General features: G+C 46.3%; 22 protein-coding genes. 12 read left to right on the plus strand and 10 right to left on the minus strand.

What is annotated here, in order from left to right:
* Positions 1 to 34: 34 nt before the first annotated feature.
* Entirely contained in the window at positions 35 to 355 is a 321-nt protein-coding gene (gene metJ / locus JK130_RS11685; protein ID WP_218354505.1) for a met regulon transcriptional regulator MetJ, read from the minus strand.
* A gap of 146 nt (positions 356 to 501) precedes the next feature.
* Between metJ and metF the strand changes: the two genes are divergently transcribed.
* Both metF and JK130_RS11695 read left to right on the plus strand, forming a co-directional pair.
* Positions 502 to 1,380, plus strand: coding sequence for a methylenetetrahydrofolate reductase (gene metF / locus JK130_RS11690; RefSeq protein ID WP_218354506.1), 879 nt, complete (start codon positions 502 to 504; stop codon positions 1,378 to 1,380).
* Positions 1,381 to 1,474: 94 nt separating this feature from the next.
* Complete coding sequence (locus JK130_RS11695; RefSeq protein WP_218354507.1) at positions 1,475 to 2,359, plus strand: virulence factor BrkB family protein; 885 nt, start codon at positions 1,475 to 1,477, stop codon at positions 2,357 to 2,359.
* Positions 2,360 to 2,380: 21 nt separating this feature from the next.
* Here JK130_RS11695 and JK130_RS11700 read toward each other — a convergent pair whose 3' ends face one another.
* Entirely contained in the window at positions 2,381 to 3,028 is a 648-nt protein-coding gene (locus JK130_RS11700) for a DUF2959 domain-containing protein (protein ID WP_218354508.1), read from the minus strand.
* 4 nt (positions 3,029 to 3,032) lie between these two features.
* Positions 3,033 to 3,266, minus strand: a complete 234-nt coding sequence (locus JK130_RS11705; protein WP_218354509.1) for a DUF6677 family protein — start codon at positions 3,264 to 3,266, stop codon at positions 3,033 to 3,035.
* 147 nt (positions 3,267 to 3,413) lie between these two features.
* Between JK130_RS11705 and pip the strand changes: the two genes are divergently transcribed.
* The 3 genes from pip to JK130_RS11720 all read left to right on the plus strand — a co-directional run bounded on the left by pip (position 3,414) and on the right by JK130_RS11720 (position 5,826).
* A complete protein-coding gene (gene pip / locus JK130_RS11710; protein WP_218354510.1) occupies positions 3,414 to 4,388 on the plus strand; it encodes a prolyl aminopeptidase in 975 nt (324 codons plus the stop codon).
* Positions 4,385 to 4,822, plus strand: coding sequence for a D-aminoacyl-tRNA deacylase (dtd, locus tag JK130_RS11715; protein ID WP_218354511.1), 438 nt, complete (start codon positions 4,385 to 4,387; stop codon positions 4,820 to 4,822). Before pip ends, dtd begins: the two co-directional genes overlap by 4 nt.
* 80 nt (positions 4,823 to 4,902) lie before the next feature.
* Positions 4,903 to 5,826, plus strand: a complete 924-nt coding sequence (locus JK130_RS11720; protein WP_218354512.1) for a bifunctional GNAT family N-acetyltransferase/hotdog fold thioesterase — start codon at positions 4,903 to 4,905, stop codon at positions 5,824 to 5,826.
* A 196-nt stretch (positions 5,827 to 6,022) separates the two neighbouring features.
* On the opposite strand, the gene rpoH is transcribed toward JK130_RS11720, so the two are convergent.
* A complete protein-coding gene (rpoH, locus tag JK130_RS11725; RefSeq protein ID WP_218354513.1) occupies positions 6,023 to 6,877 on the minus strand; it encodes an RNA polymerase sigma factor RpoH in 855 nt (284 codons plus the stop codon).
* A 909-nt stretch (positions 6,878 to 7,786) separates the two neighbouring features.
* On the opposite strand from rpoH, the gene JK130_RS11730 reads away from it, so the two are divergent.
* On the plus strand, positions 7,787 to 9,025 hold the full coding sequence (locus JK130_RS11730; RefSeq protein WP_218354514.1) for an EAL and HDOD domain-containing protein: 1,239 nt from the start codon (positions 7,787 to 7,789) through the stop codon (positions 9,023 to 9,025).
* Positions 9,026 to 9,129: 104 nt separating this feature from the next.
* On the opposite strand, the gene ftsX is transcribed toward JK130_RS11730, so the two are convergent.
* Genes ftsX through ftsY form a run of 3 tightly spaced genes read right to left on the minus strand, consistent with a single transcriptional unit; the run spans position 9,130 to position 12,155 of the window.
* A complete protein-coding gene (gene ftsX / locus JK130_RS11735) occupies positions 9,130 to 10,110 on the minus strand; it encodes a permease-like cell division protein FtsX (protein WP_218354515.1) in 981 nt (326 codons plus the stop codon).
* Positions 10,107 to 10,796 (minus strand): cell division ATP-binding protein FtsE, encoded by a 690-nt coding sequence (gene ftsE / locus JK130_RS11740; protein WP_218354516.1) that lies wholly within the window; start codon positions 10,794 to 10,796, stop codon positions 10,107 to 10,109. Before ftsE ends, ftsX begins: the two co-directional genes overlap by 4 nt.
* A 39-nt stretch (positions 10,797 to 10,835) precedes the next feature.
* Positions 10,836 to 12,155, minus strand: coding sequence for a signal recognition particle-docking protein FtsY (gene ftsY, locus JK130_RS11745; RefSeq protein WP_218354517.1), 1,320 nt, complete (start codon positions 12,153 to 12,155; stop codon positions 10,836 to 10,838).
* An 87-nt stretch (positions 12,156 to 12,242) separates the two neighbouring features.
* On the opposite strand from ftsY, the gene rsmD reads away from it, so the two are divergent.
* A complete protein-coding gene (gene rsmD, locus JK130_RS11750) occupies positions 12,243 to 12,833 on the plus strand; it encodes a 16S rRNA (guanine(966)-N(2))-methyltransferase RsmD (protein ID WP_218354518.1) in 591 nt (196 codons plus the stop codon).
* Here the strand turns inward: rsmD and JK130_RS11755 are convergent.
* The 3 genes from JK130_RS11755 to pepB form a co-directional block, all read right to left on the minus strand.
* A complete protein-coding gene (locus tag JK130_RS11755; RefSeq protein ID WP_218354536.1) occupies positions 12,830 to 13,408 on the minus strand; it encodes a YjaG family protein in 579 nt (192 codons plus the stop codon). The genes rsmD and JK130_RS11755 overlap by 4 nt on opposite strands.
* Positions 13,405 to 14,010 carry a YhgN family NAAT transporter gene (locus JK130_RS11760; RefSeq protein WP_218354519.1) on the minus strand — a complete coding sequence of 202 codons (606 nt, stop codon included), beginning with the start codon at positions 14,008 to 14,010 and terminating at the stop codon, positions 13,405 to 13,407. The genes JK130_RS11755 and JK130_RS11760 overlap by 4 nt, the downstream gene beginning before the upstream one ends.
* A 448-nt stretch (positions 14,011 to 14,458) precedes the next feature.
* Entirely contained in the window at positions 14,459 to 15,742 is a 1,284-nt protein-coding gene (gene pepB / locus JK130_RS11765; protein ID WP_218354520.1) for an aminopeptidase PepB, read from the minus strand.
* A 54-nt stretch (positions 15,743 to 15,796) separates the two neighbouring features.
* Between pepB and sfsA the strand changes: the two genes are divergently transcribed.
* The 5 genes from sfsA (at position 15,797) to folK (ending at position 20,062) form a co-directional block, all read left to right on the plus strand.
* A complete protein-coding gene (gene sfsA / locus JK130_RS11770) occupies positions 15,797 to 16,498 on the plus strand; it encodes a DNA/RNA nuclease SfsA (RefSeq protein WP_218354521.1) in 702 nt (233 codons plus the stop codon).
* Between the two features lie 218 nt (positions 16,499 to 16,716).
* On the plus strand, positions 16,717 to 17,166 hold the full coding sequence (gene dksA, locus JK130_RS11775) for an RNA polymerase-binding protein DksA (protein WP_218354522.1): 450 nt from the start codon (positions 16,717 to 16,719) through the stop codon (positions 17,164 to 17,166).
* Between the two features lie 67 nt (positions 17,167 to 17,233).
* The gene (gene gluQRS / locus JK130_RS11780) at positions 17,234 to 18,157 is read left to right on the plus strand and encodes a tRNA glutamyl-Q(34) synthetase GluQRS (RefSeq protein WP_246587782.1); all 924 of its coding nucleotides are present in this window, start codon (positions 17,234 to 17,236) and stop codon (positions 18,155 to 18,157) included.
* Positions 18,158 to 18,258: 101 nt separating this feature from the next.
* Complete coding sequence (gene pcnB / locus JK130_RS11785) at positions 18,259 to 19,569, plus strand: polynucleotide adenylyltransferase PcnB (protein ID WP_218354538.1); 1,311 nt, start codon at positions 18,259 to 18,261, stop codon at positions 19,567 to 19,569.
* A complete protein-coding gene (gene folK, locus JK130_RS11790; protein ID WP_218354523.1) occupies positions 19,559 to 20,062 on the plus strand; it encodes a 2-amino-4-hydroxy-6-hydroxymethyldihydropteridine diphosphokinase in 504 nt (167 codons plus the stop codon). The genes pcnB and folK overlap by 11 nt, the downstream gene beginning before the upstream one ends.
* Positions 20,063 to 20,106 lie beyond the last annotated feature (44 nt).

A 20,106-nucleotide genomic window follows, 5' to 3' on the forward strand; every position in this document is an offset into this window, starting at 1 on the left:
AAACTGGGCCCAGTGGGCCCAGAGCCATAATTTATCAGGCGTCGTTTTCTATTGACGGATCGATACCCATTGCTTCCATAATGCCCCTTGCTTCGGCCGGTACCCGATTCGGGTTGTCCTTTCGAAGATCATCATCATTAGGCAAAGGCTGGCCGGTAAAGGCATGTAAAAACGCCTCACATAACAGTTCTGAATTAGTGGCGTGCCGAAGATTATTAATTTGTCGCCGGGTACGCTCGTCGGTCAACTCTTTAAGCACATTGATTGGTATTGAAACCGTAACCTTTTTTACCTGTTCGCTCTTTTTACCGTGTTCTGCGTAGGGGTGAATATACTTTCCGTTCCATTTTGCCATTAGAAGCTCTCAGACTACTCGTTATTATAATTTCAGGGTAAATTCTAAACATTGTACAGAAAAGGTCAATTGAGCAGTGTAAACCGCTTGACGTCTAGACATATATTAATTATTTTAGACGTCTAAACGTCCGAAAAGAGTGTTTCATGGTTTCTTATGCACAAGGGATAGACGCCCTTAATCAGTCTTTGTCAGAATTGCGCGATATTAATGTTTCGTTCGAATTTTTTCCGCCAAAGTCACAAAAGATGGAACAAACCCTATGGCAATCGGTAGAACGTTTAGCACCACTAAAGCCGTCCTATATGTCGGTAACCTATGGGGCCAACAGTGGTGAGCGCGATCGCACTCACGAGGTAGTCAAGCGTATTCACCAACAAACCGGCATCGAAGCAGCCCCGCATTTGACCTGTGTGGATGCCAGTCGTGATGAGTTAAAACAAATTGCCCGCGATTATTGGGATTCGGGTATTCGCCGTATTGTGGCCTTGCGCGGTGATTTACCGCCAGGCACCAACAAAACCGAAATGTATGCTTCGCAACTTGTGACTTTATTGAAAGAAGTCGCCGACTTTGAAGTATCGGTAGCAGCGTACCCTGAAAAGCATCCGGAAGCCGCTAACCCGCAATCAGATTTGCTTAACCTTAAGCGCAAGGCAGAAGCAGGCGCAAGTGAAGCAATTACCCAGTTTTTCTTTGATACCAGCACCTTTTTGCGCTTTCGCGACCGCGCCGCGGCCACCGGTATCGACCTTGATATTGTGCCGGGGATCTTGCCGGTTACAAACTATCAGACCTTATTAAAGTTTGCCGACTTTACCAATGTGCATGTGCCCGGATGGATGCATAAAATGTTTGACGGACTGGCAGAAGACGACCAGACCACCCGTAATCTGCTGGGTGCCAATATTGCGATGGAACAGGTTAAAGTGCTTGCTAAGGAAGGGGTGAAACATTTTCACTTCTACACACTAAACCGTAGTGAGCTGAGCTACGCTATTTGCCATATGCTGGGGCTACGGTAAACCCGGGCTTTTCTGTTTTGGGGCGTATAAAAACTGTAAGCCTGCCACAACTCACGCTACACTGAGGCCAGATTAACGGCATCAGGAGCAATAAGTGGGCAGGTATTCTTCCAGCGAACTACGGCGTATAGCTTTCGGACACGGTAAAGATTTTGCCAAAATTTTTATAGCCCGTTGCAAAGCCGACAGCATCACCATATCGGCCGGCCACTTAACGTATGTCACCTTACTGTCGCTGGTGCCTTTTATCATGGTAACGTTCACCGTGATGAGTGCTTTTCCGGCCTTTAAGTCGGTACGCAGTAAGCTTGAACAGTTTGTATTTTCTAATTTTGTACCTACCGCCAGCGATGTGGTGTATCAGTACATGAGCGATTTTGTGAACAATGCATCTGAGATGGGTGCAGTGGGCATATTGTCGCTATTAGTAGTGGCGCTGTTGCTTATCTCTAACGTCGATAAAACCCTCAACCGAATTTGGAAAACCCCCAGCGATCGCCCCATTATATATACGTTTGCTATTTACTGGATGGTAATTACATTAGGACCCATGCTCATTGGCACCAGTGTAGTGGTCAGCTCGTATTTAACCGGTATCGCCGCATTTGCCGAAGAATACACTCCCGGGCTGGGTACCTTTATGCTCAAACTGGTACCAAGTATTGCGACCCTTCTGACATTTGTTATTTTGTATATGCTGGTGCCTAACCGCCAGGTGAAAGCGCGCTATGCGGTGCCTGGTGCTATTGTGGCGACATTGTGTTTTGAAATTACCAAAAAGGGATTTGCTTTTTATGTCACAAATTTCGCAGCGTATCAGGTAATTTACGGAGCTTTAGCAGTGTTGCCAATATTGTTTTTGTGGGTGTATGTATCGTGGGTGGTGGTCTTACTTGGCGCTGAGTTTACCTGCAGCCTTACTGATACCCTAGAATCGAAAAAAGCCGCACAGGAACCACGCGATTTGCCCCTGGACTAACAGGGGCAATGGTCGTAACAATTATTTCATCGATTTGATAAAAGCATCAGACTCAGCAATAGCTGAATTCATGTCTGCGATTAACGAACTAATGTCACCTTTCATTTGTGAAATTTCGCCTTGTAGGGCGCCAATCGCACTGGCATTCAGGTTATGCTTTAAATACAGAACATTGTCTTCCAAAGCCTGCAGTACCGGGTCCATTTTAGACTCGGCGCGACGCATGGCTTTTAACATACTGTCATAACGACGACGGGTTTCACGCAATTTATTTTCGCTTTCACGACGCAATGATGCACTTTGATACTGATCAAGTTCATCTTCCCATTCGTCAAACAAGTCGTCTGCAACACTTTGTACTTTGCTGATACGTGAAGACACTTCCTCGGCCGCAGAGCGGCTAGACTGGTATTCATCATTAAGATCGTTGTAAACATCTTCAAGTTCACCACCATCAAAATTAATAAGCGCGGTAAACTCTTCTAATGCAGAACTAAACTGCTCCTGAGCGTCTTCCTGCGACTCTTTGGCATTCTCTACCCTGTCTACCATAATATCGCGCTTTTCAACGCCTAGCTTTTCCCAGGCCGAATAATACGCTGACTGACAACCTGACAATACCAGCGTTGAAGATATCGCAGCACCAAGCAGTAATGATTTAAATGTCATGAGGTTAATTTCCTCCTTTGTAAGTAGCCGCATCAATAATGGACCACAGATGAAAAATAGCGCCTACCAGCCACATAAAGAATAATATAACCGTGGCTGCCATGGCATAACTGGCACTAACGACCAGAAAAAATATAATGGCTTTAAATACCCTGCCCTGAACCAAATGGCCCAACCCGGGGATAAAAAAATTGCACAGGGCAGCGATAACATTTCCGCCTGAACCTTGTCCGGACATAGTGACTTCCTCGAATATTTTGTGAAAATGTGTTTTAGTAGTTTCAAAGTACTATAAAACTGTGCCATCCCGATTCACTGGGTGTGACAAAACAGAATAACAATAAGCTAAACCAAAAATCACGGTTAAACAACGCGCTGAAATAAAATGAAACGACTTTATCCTGACATAGGATGTTACGCGAGCGGTTATCTTCACACTCAAGATGACATCAAACTGTATTATGAGCTAAGCGGCAACCCCGAAGGTATTCCGGTGTTGTATTTACACGGCGGTCCGGGGGCTGGATTGTCGCCCAATTACCGGCGTTTTTTTGATGCCAACCGGTATCGGATTATTGGCTTTGAACAACGTGGCTGCGGACGCTCTGTCCCCTTTGGTTGTACCAAGCAAAATACGACAGCCGATACACTCAGCGATATAAACGCTTTACGCCAACATCTCAAGGTTGATAAGTGGGTTCTGTTTGGTGGCTCCTGGGGCGCTACGTTAGCTTTGCTGGCTGCTATTGACGCACCAGAAACGGTCTCCGGTCTGATTCTGCGAGGCGTTTTTTTAGCTCGTCAGGAAGATCGCGACTGGTTTTTAGGTCCTGAAGGCGGCGGCGCGCAGTTGTTTCCTGAACATTATGAAATTTTTGTGGATGGTATTGCCCCTCCACTAACGCCCGCACGTATTTGCCAATGGTATCAACGCAGCTTTGAGTGTAGCGACGAAACCCTTCGTCTTGAAGCGCTTAAACGATGGTATATATGGGAAGAGCGGTTATCCAGAATGTCTTTACCGCCGGGTACGGGTGATGTGACCACACATTACCCGCTCTCTCTGGTCACCTGTTTAGCAAAGCTGGAATGTCATTACTTGCTAAATAACTGTTTTCTACCTGAAAACTACATTCTTGATAACCTTCACAAAATAGGCGACTTACCTGGCACCATCATTCATGGCCGCTATGATGTTATTTGCCGGACCCGCGGTGCATGGGAATTACACAAATCTTGGAAAAACAGCGATTTGCATGTTGTCGCTGACGCCGGTCACACCACCAGCGAAGCGGGTGTTGCATTACGTTTGTGTCAGGCAACCAGGGATATGTCCCGCTATCTTGGAGCAATAGGATGATTGCATTAATACAACGTGTAACCAAAGCCAGTGTTGAGGCCAACGCCCAAACCGTGGGAAGCATAGACGCAGGTATGCTGGTATTACTCGGGGTTGAAAAAAACGACGGCGCTGCGCAGGTTGATAAACTGGTTAAAAAATTAGGCAACTACCGTATGTTCAATGACGAACACGGTAAAATGAATCTAAATGTGCAACAGGTCAATGGGCAGATTTTGTTGGTTTCTCAGTTTACGTTGGTGGCTGATACTCAAAAAGGCAATCGTCCGGGCTTTTCACGCGGGGCCAGCCCCGAGCATGGAAAAGCAATTTACCAGCAAATCATCGATGCCCTTACCCACAGTAATCTTCGCTTTGCCACTGGCGAGTTTGGCGCCGACATGCAGGTTTCGTTAGTCAACGATGGTCCGGTCACTTTTCAGTTTACTCTTTAAAGCCCATTCATTAAAACGCTTGTAGACATGAAACCCTTAGGGTTAAATGGGGCTGAATAATAAAAATAACCGGGGTTGATGTGTTTAAAGTCGTGACACCAAAATCAGAAGAGCAATTAGAGGCGTACTTTACTTTTCGCTGGACCTACCTGCGACAGCCCTGGAATTTCCCCCCTGGTTCAGAAAAAGACGAATACGAGCAGGTCGCCGCTCACCGAATGCTGGTGAATAGTGCCGGTGACATTGTTGCCTGCGGTCGTATTCATATGAATACCGCAGAAGAAGCACAAATTCGTCATATTGCGGTGCATGGCGACTACCACCGGCGTGGTTTAGGCCAAATGATTCTGGGTGCACTGGAAAATGTAGCGCGTGACTTAGGAGCTATTCGCGCGGTAACCAATAGCCGCGAAACCTCTATTGAGTTTTTTTCTGCCTGTGGATTTGTGGTAGAACGAGAAGCCCCCAACGAGCTGGGGATGTTAAGACGCCAGCAAATGGTGAAAAAACTTACCGATTTTAACTCATTGGTGCTTCACCCTGAATGGTGCAAAGAATTACAAAGTACCTGGACAGACACTATTCCTATTACCGAACATATGGGCATTAAATTACGCCAGTACACCGGTAAAACTCTTGAAACCAAAGCATCACTGAATAAGAATATCAATGTTCATGGCACCATGTTCGCCGGCAGCATTTTTTCTCTTGCGACATTAACCGGCTGGGGCCTTATTTTTTTGCAGCTCAAAGAGCGAAAACTGCAAGGTGACATTGTTCTTGGTGACGGCAACATTCATTACCACAAGCCCGTGACGATGAAACCCAGAGCCATTTGCAATATTGAATCGTTACAAGGAAAGTTCAGTTTGGTAGAAAGCGATAAAAAGAGCCGTTTTACTCTGCAGGTGAATATTTTAGACGACCAAACACCGGTAGCCGAATTCAAGGGTGTGTATTGGGTCTTGCCTATTCGAGATTCGTCTTCAAAAGGTAATGGCTGACCCATAAGAATAAAGCCTGCGTTTTAATGCAGGCCCAATAGCTACACGGCCACGCTTTTGAGATTAAGTTGATGGGGCGTGGTTGCAGAGGCGAATCGCGGTATCAGCCATTAAGAGCCGGGCTAATAGCCAGAAAAACTTAGCTACAAAAAAAGCGCCTACAGGCGCTTTTTGAAAGATGCTTGCTGTACCAGGGTTAGACTACCATGGCATTTTGAAGCTTCTTCATTGCATTCTTTTCAATCTGACGAACCCGCTCAGCGGACACTTGATATTTGTCTGCTAAGTCTTGCAGAGTTATCTTATTGTCGGCAAGCCAGCGAGTTTCGATGATATCCTGACTGCGCTCGTCCAGAGTTTTAATCGCTGAATGTAAACGCCGATTCGCATTAGAATCCCAGTCCTGATTAATCACATCGGTTTCCACATCCGTGGTTTTGTCTTCCAAAAACTGTACCGGTGCAAAACTGCCGTTTTCATCATCATCCGCGCTTAAATCAAACGCCTGATCCTGACTACTCATACGTGCTTCCATTTGCAGTACCTCTTTGGTGCTGACACCCAGCTCCTCTGCAACTTTCTGCACTTCTGCATGCGTAAACCAACCTAAACGCTTTTTAGCTTTACGTAAATTGAAGAACAACTTGCGCTGAGCTTTGGTTGTAGCCACTTTAACAATACGCCAGTTTTTCAGAACGAACTCGTGTATTTCAGCTTTAATCCAGTGGACTGCAAACGAAACCAACCGAACGCCGACCGAGGGGTCGAAGCGCTTAACCGCTTTCATCAAGCCAATATTACCCTCTTGGATAAGATCAGCCTGTGGTAAACCATAACCCGAGTAGGATTTAGCGATATGCACAACAAAGCGTAGATGAGACATAACCAGCTTACGCGCTGACTCTAAATCTTCATCTTCACGAAGTTTCAACGCCAAAGAACGTTCCTCTTCTGCTGTCAGCATATCTATTGAACTGACCGCCTGAACGTAGCCTTCGATGCTACCATTGTGAGGAACAGAAAGTGCCATTGATTGCATTGTCTTGCTCATAATCACCTCAGTTAGTTAAGCACACCATTGTACCAACTCCAATGCCAATTTGCGAACCTGACATTCGCCGTATTGCAATGTAGGGGCTTCTTTTCAAATTAACAAGAAACAAGACCCAAAAATTATTAAAAAAGTTCCTAAAAATGATAATAATCTTCTTTGTTAGTGCAATAACGTGTAGATCGAAACGATAATAGTGGCAATGGTTGCCCGATACTTTTCAACTTCATTTATCTCAGGCCAGATACAGATCTACGATCTTACGTGCTACCTGAATAACACGCAAACCCTGTGCCATGACTTGAAAACACCCAGGGTCACTCTGCTTAAGAGTAGATATATTCCTATTTCACCATTGAAACTGTAAACCTAAGCACCTATTTATATTACTTAAAATCCGATTATACGGCGTGTATTAACCCGAGTGCTGTACTGCGACGTTATAAATTACCTTACCGTGCAAAACCATTCTTTAGCTATTTATTCACGTGTAATGTGTACATTTAATAAGCCATTATCGTCATAGTGGTAAAAAACGGCCCCATCCATTCAACCAATGTCAGGTATTGGTATCGGCTATCAGTTGGGTTAGCGTTACTTTATAAATTCTGATTAACCGAAATTTTTATCAAAAATTGAATATTACCCAACCCCAGGCATGTTTGTAGCATTGAGTACTCACAGACATACCTTTTATCCTTATAAAATAAAAACCTGCATTAACAAACATCGTGATTTTTACCGCTAACCTACACGCTACACCTAAGTTTGATTAAATTTACTAATAAGGTCTGTCGGTTAGTTATTACGCTGGATTGCTAGGGGACGGTAAGGTACAGTGCCTCATTGTTGTAACAATATATGTTCGCTGCATTTTTAATCGCGAATTAGCGTAGGATGAAAATTGGAATGTTTGCCTTTATAGCCCGCCAGCCTATTCTGGACTGCCAAAAGGATGTGTTTGCCTACGAACTATTGTTTCGTGATGGTAAGGGTGGGTGCTTTCCAGATACGCCTTCTCCTAACGCTGTCACCATCGCTCAACGATTCAACCCTTTGGGTCTTGATGATATCAGTGCCCAAAAGAAATCGTTTATTAACTTTAGTTCTGAAACGCTGATTAGCCGCTTCCCGACCAGCCTGGACCCCAGTACTGTAGTTGTAGAGTTATCAGAAAGCCCTGGCCGGGGGTCGGGACTTATTGAAGCGTGTGCGCATATAAAGCAACTGGGGTACCAGATTGCCCTGGACGATCCCATGATGTTGAGCAGCCAAAGTGATATTTTGCCCCTGCTTGATATTGTAAAAGTGGATGTCGGTAAAATCAGAGCCGAACATATCACTCAGCGATTGCCTCGTTTCACTGATGCCAATGTCAAACTTATTGCCGAAAATGTAGAAACTCACGATGCCTTTACGCAATGTCTTGAGCTAGGTTTTGATTTATTTCAGGGTTACTTCTTTGCGCAACCCGAAGCCAGAATTTCCCGGCAACTGCCTGCTTCTAAAATGAACCTGATTGACCTGATGGGTGAAAGCTCAGCAGAAGATTTTAACATAAATCGTATCAATCAAATTATTGAGCGGGACCCGGCTTTAAGTTACCTGTTACTGCGCTTTATCAACAATCCTATCATCAACAAGCGTCACGAAATCTCTTCACTTAGACATGCGTTAAATTATATGGGTGAAGTAGAGATTAAGAAGTTTATTGCGTTGTTGTCGTTAACCCATTTGGGTGACGAGAAGCCGCTAGAGATTATTCACATGTCTCTGGTAAGAGCTAAGTTTTTTGATTTGCTGGCACAGCAGCGTAGGCAAAAAACCAACCCGCCAGTAGGGTTTTTGATTGGGTTGTTTTCGTTGTTGGACGCGCTGCTGGATCAGGACATGCCCGGTATTTTAAAACAGTTGCCTCTGGTAGATGAGGTAAACGATGCTTTATTAGGAAAATCGACCGAGTTTAATCACTACCTGATGCTGGTTCGGGCTTTTGAAAGTGCCTTGTGGCTAAATGTAATAAAGCAGTCGAAGGCATTGGATATTGACCAGAAACAACTGCATAGTCTTTACAATCAGGCCATTGTCTGGGGCAACAGTGTCAGAAGCACACTGTCCTCGTACTTCCCCGCTTCACGCGCTAAATAGCCGGCTCAAGCGTAAGCTCGCAGATACTCCACAGGGCCGGTAGCCTACAGCATTAATCTTCAACCGCACCGAAAAGTAAGCTTCAGCTGCCCTCGATATAAACCCTAGCGCGGCTCAATTTCACGCACATGGCGTTGTACTGAAATCAATGACCCTACCAGTCCCAATAGTATTGAAACCCCGAGCATGGTTAACAATGCTGTGCCGGTTAACCCAGTTATATTGAACTGCTTTTGATACAGGCTGGCAAAAGCCTGAATACTGCTGTCCATCCACCACAAAATAATGATCACCGCAAACCATGCGATTAGCCCGCCCAACAGACCATACCAAAAGCCGGTGTACAAAAAGGGCCGGTGGATAAACGCATCGGTCGCTCCCACCAGTTTCATTACCAGTATTTCGTCGCGTTTGCTTAAAATATTGAGCCTGATGGTATTGCCAATAATCAATACCACCGAGATAAACAACAACCCGCCGATAAGGGTGACCAGTTCCCGCGCTATATTAAGCACCGCATACAAGCGCTCTAGCCACTCTACATCAAGTTTGCCAACATCTACCTCGCGCTGAGATGTGAGTTTATCTAGCAGCGCTCTGGCAGCCTGCGGTGAAACATGCTTTTCGCCTGGGGTGACTAATACAACGTCGGGTAAAGGGTTGGCTTTCAGATACGCCATTGCGTCACCTAGCCCAGACAGTTGCTGAAATTCTTTTAACGCGTCATCTGCAGGAATAAACGTGACCTTATCAACTTCAGGCCAGGTTTTCACTCTGGTAATAAGCTGCTGCGCGCTTCCCGCATTGGTTTGCTGTTTCAAAAATAATGATATTTCTGACGCTTGTTCCCACCCGGCGCTGATTTTTTCGGTGTTTTTAACCAAAATATACAATGTGCTGGGCAGCGTGATACTTAAGCCTAATACTCCAATGGTCATCAATGATGCTGCTGGCTGACGCCACAATTCGCCTAAGCTTCCCAGGGCCTGGCGAATATGAGAAATCACCAGCATTGACAACATTTGCCAAAGCCCGACCCGCGTATCACTCGCCCCTTGCGGACGCCCCTTAAACAGCAAGCTCATCGTGCGTTCTCCTGCAAGTCATCTGACAACCCATCGGTGATCATACGGCCATCTTTTAGTGTCAGCGTGCGGTACTTCATACGAGCGATAAGACCCAAATCGTGCGTTGCAATCAGCACCGAGACCCCTGCTTGATTAAAATCTTCAAACAATCGGACAATTTCCATCGAAAGTTTAGGGTCAAGGTTACCGGTAGGCTCATCAGCAAGCAGCAGAGGAGGTTTGTTAACCACCGCCCGGGCTATGCCTACGCGTTGTTGCTCTCCGCCTGAAAGCATAATAGGAATGTCACGGGCTTTATCACGCAAACCCACCATGTCTAATGCAGCATGAACCCGGCGCGAGGTCTCTTTGTGGGTATAACCTTCGATTATCAGGGGAAGGGCTACATTATCAAATACCGTTTTGCCCATTAACAATTGGTGACTTTGGAAAATCATGCCGATATCGCGGCGAATATAGGCTATTTGGCGACGCTTGATAACATTCAGGTCATGGCCGTTTATCATCACCCGGCCTACCGTAGGGCGTTCCATAATACTAATGAGCTTAAGAAGCGTGCTTTTTCCTGCCCCGGAATGCCCGGTTAAAAACGCCATCTCGCCCGGCGCTATATGAAAATTAACTTTGCTGAGTGCCCGCTGCCCGCCAGGGTAGGTTTTACTGACCTGTTCGAATTTAATCATAATACTACCTGGTTACCCTTGCCCCTGGCTGACAGCCGGTTACTTACCGCGCCCTTCTGTTTCACTGAATAAGGCGTCAATAAATTCGTCACCATCAAAAGTGCGTAAGTCATCAATACTTTCACCCACCCCAATATAACGAATGGGAATGTTAAACTGGTCGGCGACTGAAAAAATAACCCCGCCTTTTGCAGTACCATCAAGTTTGGTTAACGCAATGCCCGATAAATTGACCGCCTGATTAAAAAGCTTAGCCTGACTGATAGCGTTTTGGCCGGTGCCGGCGTCGATGGTCAGCATGACCTCATGGGGGGCATCGGGATTGATTTTTTTCATTACCCGCACCACTTTTTTCAACTCTTCCATCAGATTGTCTTTATTTTGCAAACGTCCGGCCGTATCAGCAATAAGCACGTCCATTTTTCTTGATTTTGCAGACTCTAAAGCATCGTAAAGAACGGATGCGCTGTCAGAACCGGTAGGCTGAGAGATGACCGGAATACTGTTACGTTCTCCCCATACCTGAAGTTGCTCTACCGCAGCGGCCCGAAAGGTATCCCCTGCCGCCAGCATAACTTTTTTACCGTCTTGCTGAAATTGCTTGGCCATTTTACCAATAGTAGTGGTTTTACCCACACCGTTAACCCCTACCATCAATATAACAAAGGGACCGTTAGCCGAGTCATGTTGGTTCATTACATCAGACAATGGCTGCTCGACACCTTTTAGCATGCCGCGCATTTGCTCCTTTAATATATCAAGTAGCGCTTCTGCATCTTTAAGTTGCTTGCGTTTGGCCCGCGCGGTCAGGTTATTGATGATAGTAGAGGTGGTGTTCATGCCTACATCGGCCACCAGCAATTGGGTTTCTAAATCTTCGTAAAGCTCATCATCAATGGCTTTACCTTTAAACAGGCTTACGAATCCTGTTCCAAGATTTGTACGGGTGCGCGTCAGGCTTTCTTTAAGCCGGCCAAACAACGAGCGCTTTTGCGGCTTTTCGGCCGTCGGTGCCGGAACTGGCTCTGGCTCTGGCTCTGGCTCTGGCTCTGGCTCTGGCTCTGGCTCTGGCTCTGGCTCTGGCTCTGGCTCTGGCTTATCAGTATGAGAAGCACTTTCACTGGATGCAACCGTGGCGTCAGTTTTTTCTTCTGATTTTTCAATCACCTGCTCTAACGTTTCACTCACTTCTTCATGCGAACTGTCTAACTGATCGGCGACCACCTCTGAGGTGATTTCGTCAACCTGTGTAGTTTGTTCTGTGTCCTGTGCTGGTGAAGCGGTGTTTTGTTCAACAGGCTCTGGCTGTTTTTCTTCAGCTTTCTTGTTCTTACGGAACCACCCAAAAAGTTTCGACATTGTGCGGACAAACCCTTATTAATTCAGTATAAATTCGGCTAAACTGACCAGCTATTACCAGTCGTTATAATATCATTGTTAACCATTATGAAGCGAGCTTCTAAAGCCCCCTCTTCGGCCCGTAGTGGTCAGGTACGGGTCATAGCCGGCCAGTGGCGCGGCAGAAAACTCCCGGTCACTGACTTACAAGGCTTGCGCCCCACCACTGACCGTAATAAAGAAACCCTGTTTAACTGGCTGATGCCTTATGTCCAAACCGCCCGGTGTCTTGATGTTTTTGCAGGCTCTGGTGCATTAGGTATTGAGGCATTATCGCGCTATGCATCTAGCTGTGACTTTTTCGAAAAAGATCAGACTGCAGCGCGGCAACTCGCCAGCAATCTGCAATCTTTAAACGCCACCGGACAGGTTTTTAAAGGCGATGCTTTTAACTTTCTGAGCGCATGTACATCGACCTACGATATTATTTTTGTCGACCCACCGTTTCACCATAACCTGGTGCAACCCGCTCTAGATAGTATCGCACAGCACCATCTGTTAAAACCTAACGGACTAATCTATATTGAGCAAGAAGCAAATATGTCCTTTCCGGGGTTGCCCGAAGGTTTTCAGGTACTTAAACAAAAAACGTCGTCGCAGCTTACTTTCGCCCTTATAAAAGCCCAGGTAACTGACTAAATTTCTAAACCAATGTTTGAAATTCCAGCTTCAAGTGCCAGTGCTTTATAAGCATTCAGCGCTTCTGGTTTTCTCACCAAAGTTTGCAGCTCATTCAGCAATTCGTGTTGAGTGTCTACTTCAAACTGCATAAGTGGGTGCTGCTTTACGGTGTCATCATTGGCCTCTTCGGTAAGTAATAAAAAAGCTTCTACCGACCCCTGTGACAGTTTGCTTACCACTACCGCACCCTGTTCATCTTGCTTTAAAACCAGATTAACTAAAGCGCCTAAAGCGATGGCCGCGTCTATCGCCGGGTAAACGCCATAAAAATCATGATCCTGAATATCCGGTGTGGCTTCTTCAACGCGCTCTAAGTGCACTCCAAAGTTAATTTTACTGCGAGGTGTGCGCAGCCATTCCCAGATTAAATCCAGACATTTTCGATTTACTCCTTCGTCGTCAAAACCGCTGGTTTCACAAAATAACTGATAATTAGGCAGCATTCGTTCAACTAACGCCGCGCCAAAGGCAATGGCTTTCCAGTCGCTCAGTTCGCGAACACGAGCAAATGTATTGAGTTTTGATTGCATTATTCAAAAATTTCCGAAGTGTGAGAAAAATAAAGTGCTATGCCATCTAAAAACATCTGAATCGCAATCATGACCAGGATCATTCCCATAAGGCGTTCCATTGCAATCAGCCCGCGCTCGCCTAACAAGCGATGAAAGCTACTTGAGAATAGCAAAATAAGGGCGGTAATAAACCAGGAGACGCCCAGCGCCATTGACCAGTCTACCATTCGGTCTGGATTTTGATTAGACAGTAATATTAACGCAGCTAACGTAGAGGGGCCGGCAATTAAAGGAATAGCCAGCGGCACCAAAAAAGGCTCTTCGCCAACGGCCAGTCCTAACGGATTTCCCGACTGCGGAAAAATCATTTTTACCGCAATTAAGAATAGTATGATTCCACCGGCAATACTGACGCTTTCCTGGCGAACATTTAAAAAATCGAGTACTGCTTGTCCGCTAAACAAAAATACAAACAAAATAACCAGGGCTAACAGCAATTCACGGATCAGGATAATACGTCGACGTTTAGGCTCAATAGACTTAAGTACAGACATAAAAATGGGCAGGTTACCTAACGGATCCATGATAAGAAAAAGCATAACGGCTGCCGACCAGGTATCCATAAACGCATGTCCTCTGTCTTAGGTAAAATATACCGGTGATTAATCTGGCACCTGTAATACGGCACCTTTGTTATTTTTTTGCTGAAAATCAAACAGGTAAATTGTCGCATTTACCTGGTGTTTTTACTATCACCAAAACAGCGATGGTCGAACATTGTAAAGCTGGATGCGCAATTAAGCGCCGTATTGTAAAGCGAAGCAAAGTGCGTACTAAAATATAAAACAGCCATACGATACTAGGGTTCATACTACCCATTTGATGACAATAGCAATTAAGCTCCGATAACCAAAGAGCATCAGTTTTACCCGCGACTGGGCGCGTGGGTTTACAAACAAAAAGACCCCCGATTACTGGAGGTCTTTAATGTTAAATTTATCGGGTCTCTCGCGTTACCCGTTATTGTTTATCAATATCCGTCTTTCATTATCAATAACTGTGCAGCATGTATCAATAATTGTGCAGCATGCGCGCAATAGAGCGGATACCTTTAGCGGTCGCACCCACCGGCAGCTCGGCACTGCCACGTCCCTGATAAGCCGCCGCTAAGTCAAGATGCACCCAACCTTTACCCTCAGGATTTACAAAACGTGCTAAAAAGCCGGCTGCATTTGAAGCACCACCGCCCCCGCCGCCTTTTTGGGCGACACTGTTCGCGGTGTCTGCAAAAGCACTTGGGCAGCGATTTTTGTGAAAGGGTTCAAGTGGCAGAGGCCAGAATTTTTCGTTTTCCTGAACAGCAGCATCCAGCATTTTCTGGCGTGCCTCATCATCCATTGTAAATACAGCATGATAATCTTTACCTAATGCGACCATCGCTGCGCCGGTCAAAGTAGCCGCATCAATAATTAACGGGGCTTCAAGCTCTTCAGCACGCAGTAAACCATCAGCCAGAACCAGACGGCCTTCTGCATCGGTATTTACTACCTCTACTGATACCCCATTTTTATAAGTGATAACATCGCCCAGCTTATAAGCATGGCCACTAATGAGGTTTTCTGCACAGCAAAGTAATAACGTGACACGTTTTTTAAGACCCGATGTTATGGCCAGCCCAAGAGCGCCCGTTACCGTGGCGGCGCCGCCCATATCGCATTTCATATCAAGCATTCCTTCACTTGACTTAATTGAGTAACCGCCGCTATCAAAGGTGATGCCCTTGCCTACCAATACCGCATCAACCGGTGCCTGGGGATCGCCTGTCGGGTTATAGTCTACTTCTAATAATACCGGTGGCCGTTCGCTCCCACGACCCACATTGTAAATACCTACCCAGCCCGCATCTTTAAGCGCTTCACCGGTGGTCATTGACACAGATACTTTGTCGCCACCGAGCTCTTTTAACCAGTCTGCGGCGCGTGATGCCAGATTTTCGGGGCTTAAATCTTCAGGGGTATCATTCACTAATTTGCGGGTAAAGCACATCGCCGCATAATGATTTTCAAGGTTTGATTTATCTTCAGACTCGGCCCAGTCTATTCGGCCCGGATTACGTGCCCGGGTGTAGCTCATAGCAAAGGTCCATTGCTGGTCAAACGACCAGTCGCCCTGAAGACGTACCTGTTTAATATTCAGGTTGTCCAGAGTTCTGGCTGCTACTGCGATAGAGCGCTGCTCGTCTGTTGAATCAGACAAATGAATGGTGGCGCCATTGTCGTTCATACTTAATGGTGCGTTCTCGCCCCACTGCTTAGCAGCAGGTTCATGTGATAAAGAGACATTAAAATCTGTCATAACAATTCCTTTTTTGGTTGTTACACTAGTCAAAATTTATTGCAACGTAATCTGATGGAATTTACTACGTCACTGCTTCGCGGAAAGCTTATTCGCCGTTATAAAAGGTTTCTTGCCGACATAGAACTGCCTGATGGCGAAACCGTTATTGCGCACTGTCCGAATACCGGCGCCATGACGGGGTGTGCCGAGCCCGGGTTTACCGTCTACTTAAGTGAGTCTGACAACCCTAAACGAAAATTACGCTACACCTGGGAGCTTGCCCAGGACTTCGACGGCAACTTTATTGGTATCAATACCCATATGGCTAATAAGTTGGTAGCAGAAGCACTAAATAACAAGACCCTGACCCAATTTAATCAGGTTGAGGCTGTAAAGCGGGAGGTTACGCCCCCCGGCAGTAAAAGTCGCTTTGACTTTCAGTTGTCTATGGCAAATGAGCTACACTATATGGAAGTTAAGTCGGTAACGCTTGCCCGCAACCGTATCGGATATTTTCCCGATGCAGTGACGGCGCGGGGCACCCGCCATTGCAAAGAACTGAGCGAACTTGTTCAGCAAGGTATTCCTGCTACCCTGGCATTTTGTGTTCAGCATACTGGCATTCATGAGGTAAGAATTGCACAGGATATTGATCCTCTCTATGCTCTCGCCGTAAAGGAAGCGCGACAACACGGGGTAAAGGTAGTGGCATTTGGCTGTTTGATAAATCAACAAAAACTGGAGATAAATCAAACCCTCCCAGTAAATTTGTAAAATATAGGTTGATTTTTTTGGGTATGTCGCCATATTTGCGCCTTGCTTTTACCTTTGCAACGTATTTGAAGGGTTGCAAACGTGGTGTTTTGGAACTGTGCCAAGGCATCAGTAGAAAAGGTTACTTTGATACTTCGATTGCCCAACGCCGGGATATTTGTTATAGATAATCGGTTTTTTGGTACATCGTGGGTGTCGTTGTGTAGGAGATGTGGCACATGCCAACAGGAAAAGAAACAAAATCGCTAGGACTTTTAGCATTAGCCGGGCTGCAGCCGTACCAGCCTAAGCCTGATGAAGAGTACATGAATGAACCGCAGACTGAACATTTTCGTCTGCTACTGAAAGCCTGGCGCGACCAGCTTCGTCAAGAAGTTGACCGCACGGTTACGCACATGAAGGACGAAGCTGCCAACTTTCCCGACCCGGTAGACAGAGCCGCTCAGGAAGAAGAATTCAGTTTAGAATTGCGCACACGCGACCGTGAGCGCAAGCTGATCAAAAAAATTGAAAAAACGCTAAAGCGTATCGAAGAAGATGATTTTGGTTTTTGTGATCAGTGCGGTATCGAAATTGGTATTCGCCGATTAGAAGCCCGACCTACTGCCGACTTATGTATCGATTGCAAAACGATGGCCGAAATCAAAGAAAAACAACTGCAAGGCTAACCTCCCCTGTAGTTCATGACGGCCATGGTGAATTTCACCGTGGCCGCCCTTTGTCAGGGGCACCCTGATGGATGTTATGCAAACAGTACCCGCTTCAACTTATACAGGCCGTTTCGCCCCTTCCCCTACTGGTCCGCTTCACTTTGGCTCTCTGGTTGCTGCTTTAGCCAGTTATTTAGATGCCCGTGTCCATTCAGGCCATTGGTTTGTCCGTATTGAAGATGTTGATCGTCAGCGCAGCATAAAAAATGCAGATAAGGCAATTTTAGACTGCTTACACGCTCATGGTTTGCAGTGGGACGAACCCGTACGTTATCAATCTGCGTGTGATGATTATTATCAGACGTTAATTAACACATTTTTTTCGCGCCAGCTTGCTTACTACTGTACCTGCACCCGCAAAATGATTCGTCAGCAAGGCGGGGGGTCTGCTTGTAACTGCCGGAATGCGAAACATGGGCCGGCCGGTGCTGCTGTGAGAATAAAACTTGATACGCCGGTTCTGTCTTTCAATGACCGTATACAAGGGCCACAACAGGCGGGCAGTGATTGTGCAACAGAAGATATGGTACTGCGCCGGCGGGACGGGCATTATGCCTATAATCTGGCGGTAGTGGCAGATGATATAAAACAGGGCGTCACGCACATTGTTCGTGGTAGCGATTTGTTACCCACCACTCTGGCGCATCTTAGCTTATATCAATTGTTAAATGCGCCCCCACCTACGTATGCACATATTCCGGTGGCTGCCACCGAGCCGGGCTACAAATTAAGCAAACAGAACAAAGCGACCGCAATTGACCCACATAATGCTAAACAAAACTTAGTTCAGGCACTAAAATTTTTACATCTTTACGTTCCTGATACGCTTCATGGTGCCAGTTGTGATAAAATACTAAATTGGGCAACCAAACACTTTAAATGTGAAACCCTGCCTAAAGTCAGCGAGATTATTGTTGATAAACAGCAGTCAGCCTTTTATAAAGATTAGTTAACTTCGGAGATATTATTATTATTACGCGCATGTTTGATACCGTTAAGCGGGTTTTTAGCAAATCAGACAGTAGTGAAGCCACAGTCGAGGGACATGTCATTCCCAGAGCTGAGCATGGCATTTCGCGAGAAAATATCTCTGATAATGCTTTAAAGGTACTTTACCGACTCAACAATGCGGGCTTTGAGGCCTACCTGGTTGGGGGGTGTGTACGCGATCTGATGCTGGGGTTGTTGCCTAAAGATTTTGACGTAGTTACCAATGCCACGCCTGAACAAATCAAAGGTTTGTTCAAAAATTGCAGACTTATCGGGCGCCGTTTTCGATTAGCGCATATTGTGTTTGGACGCGAAATTATTGAAGTTGCGACGTTTCGAGGGCATCACGATCCAGCCGCCGACAACGCAAACTCTTTAGGAAAGGCCAGTGAGCACGGCCAGCTACTGCGAGACAATGTCTTTGGTTCGATAGCAGAAGATGCCGAGAGACGCGACTTTACGTTTAATGCGATGTACTACAGCGTAGCCGACTTTAGCGTTACCGACTTTGCTAATGGCCGGCAGGCCATTGAGCAAAGACAGGTAGAGCTTATTGGCAACCCTGAGGTACGTTACCGCGAAGACCCGGTTCGAATGTTGCGCGCCGTTCGATTTGCGGTCAAGCTGAATATGAAGATTGCTCCGGGTACCGCTGATCCGCTTAAGCCTCTGGCTCATTTATTAGCAAATATCCCGCCGGCACGCTTGTTTGAAGAAACGCTTAAGCTGTTTTTATCTGGTCAGGGCAAAGACACCTTTGTTGCGCTGCATGACTACGGACTATTAGAGCCATTGTTTCCGCAACTTACCCCGCTACTGGCCGACCCGGTCAGTAAAGAAATGCAATTCGTACTCACCGTTCTGGCTAATACCGATGATAGGGTAAACAGTGGCATGCGGGTCACCCCGGCGTTTTTGTACGCTGCCTTTTTGTGGTATCCCCTTGAAGAACATGCTCAAAAGCTTCAGGCTGAAGCAGGACTGAGCCCGCACGATGCGTTTAATATTGCCGCGGGCGATATTTTGCATCGGCAAACCCAGCGCATTATGATTCCTAAGCGTTTTTCGACCGTAATACGCGATATCTGGATGCTTCAGCATCGCTTACCACGCCGGTTTGGACGCCGCGCTTATCAGATGCTCAGTCATCCTAAGTTTCGCGCCGCCTATGACTTTTTACAGGTCAGAGGTGAAACCGAAGGTGGAAAATTACTGGAGCTTACCGACTGGTGGACTCAGTTTCAGCACGGCGAGCCAGGCTTGCAAAAGAAAATGCTAACGTCTTTGCGACAAAAAGAAGGCAGTAGCAGTAAACCTAAACGCCGCCGGCGCCGAGCCGACCCGGCTAAAGGGTCCAGCGATGCACAATGAGCACGTCTATGTAGGTTTAGGCAGTAATCAGGGAGACTCCGCACAAACGCTTCATTGTGCGCTAACTGCTATGAACGCGTTGCCTGATACGCGGTTGCTTAAACAATCAAGCTTATATGCCAGCTCGCCGATGGGGCCTAAAGATCAGCCCGACTTTGTTAATGCGGTGGCCCTGCTTGAAACCACTATGCCGGCGTTGTCGTTTTTGCACCAGCTGCAAACCATTGAGTTAAATCACGGCCGCCAGCGCAAAGCCGAACGTTGGGGTCCGCGTACGCTGGATTTAGACATTTTGCTGTTTGGCAATCAACAGTTTGATAGCGCCGAGCTTACAGTGCCTCATAGCGGGTTATCTGAACGCGAATTTGTGCTGGTTCCTTTATTTGAAATCGCGCCGACAATGATCATGCCCGATGGCAAACCGCTGGCCGCCTGGGTGGCAAAATGCTCCCTTGAAGGTTTACGCCGTTTGCGCCCTTCCAATCAGCGCTAAAATCCGTATAGTTCGCCCTTTAACGCATTTATCAGGTGTGGTGA

The organism is Alteromonas lipotrueiana (genome assembly GCF_019249245.1).
GTDB lineage: Bacteria > Pseudomonadota > Gammaproteobacteria > Enterobacterales > Alteromonadaceae > Alteromonas > Alteromonas lipotrueiana.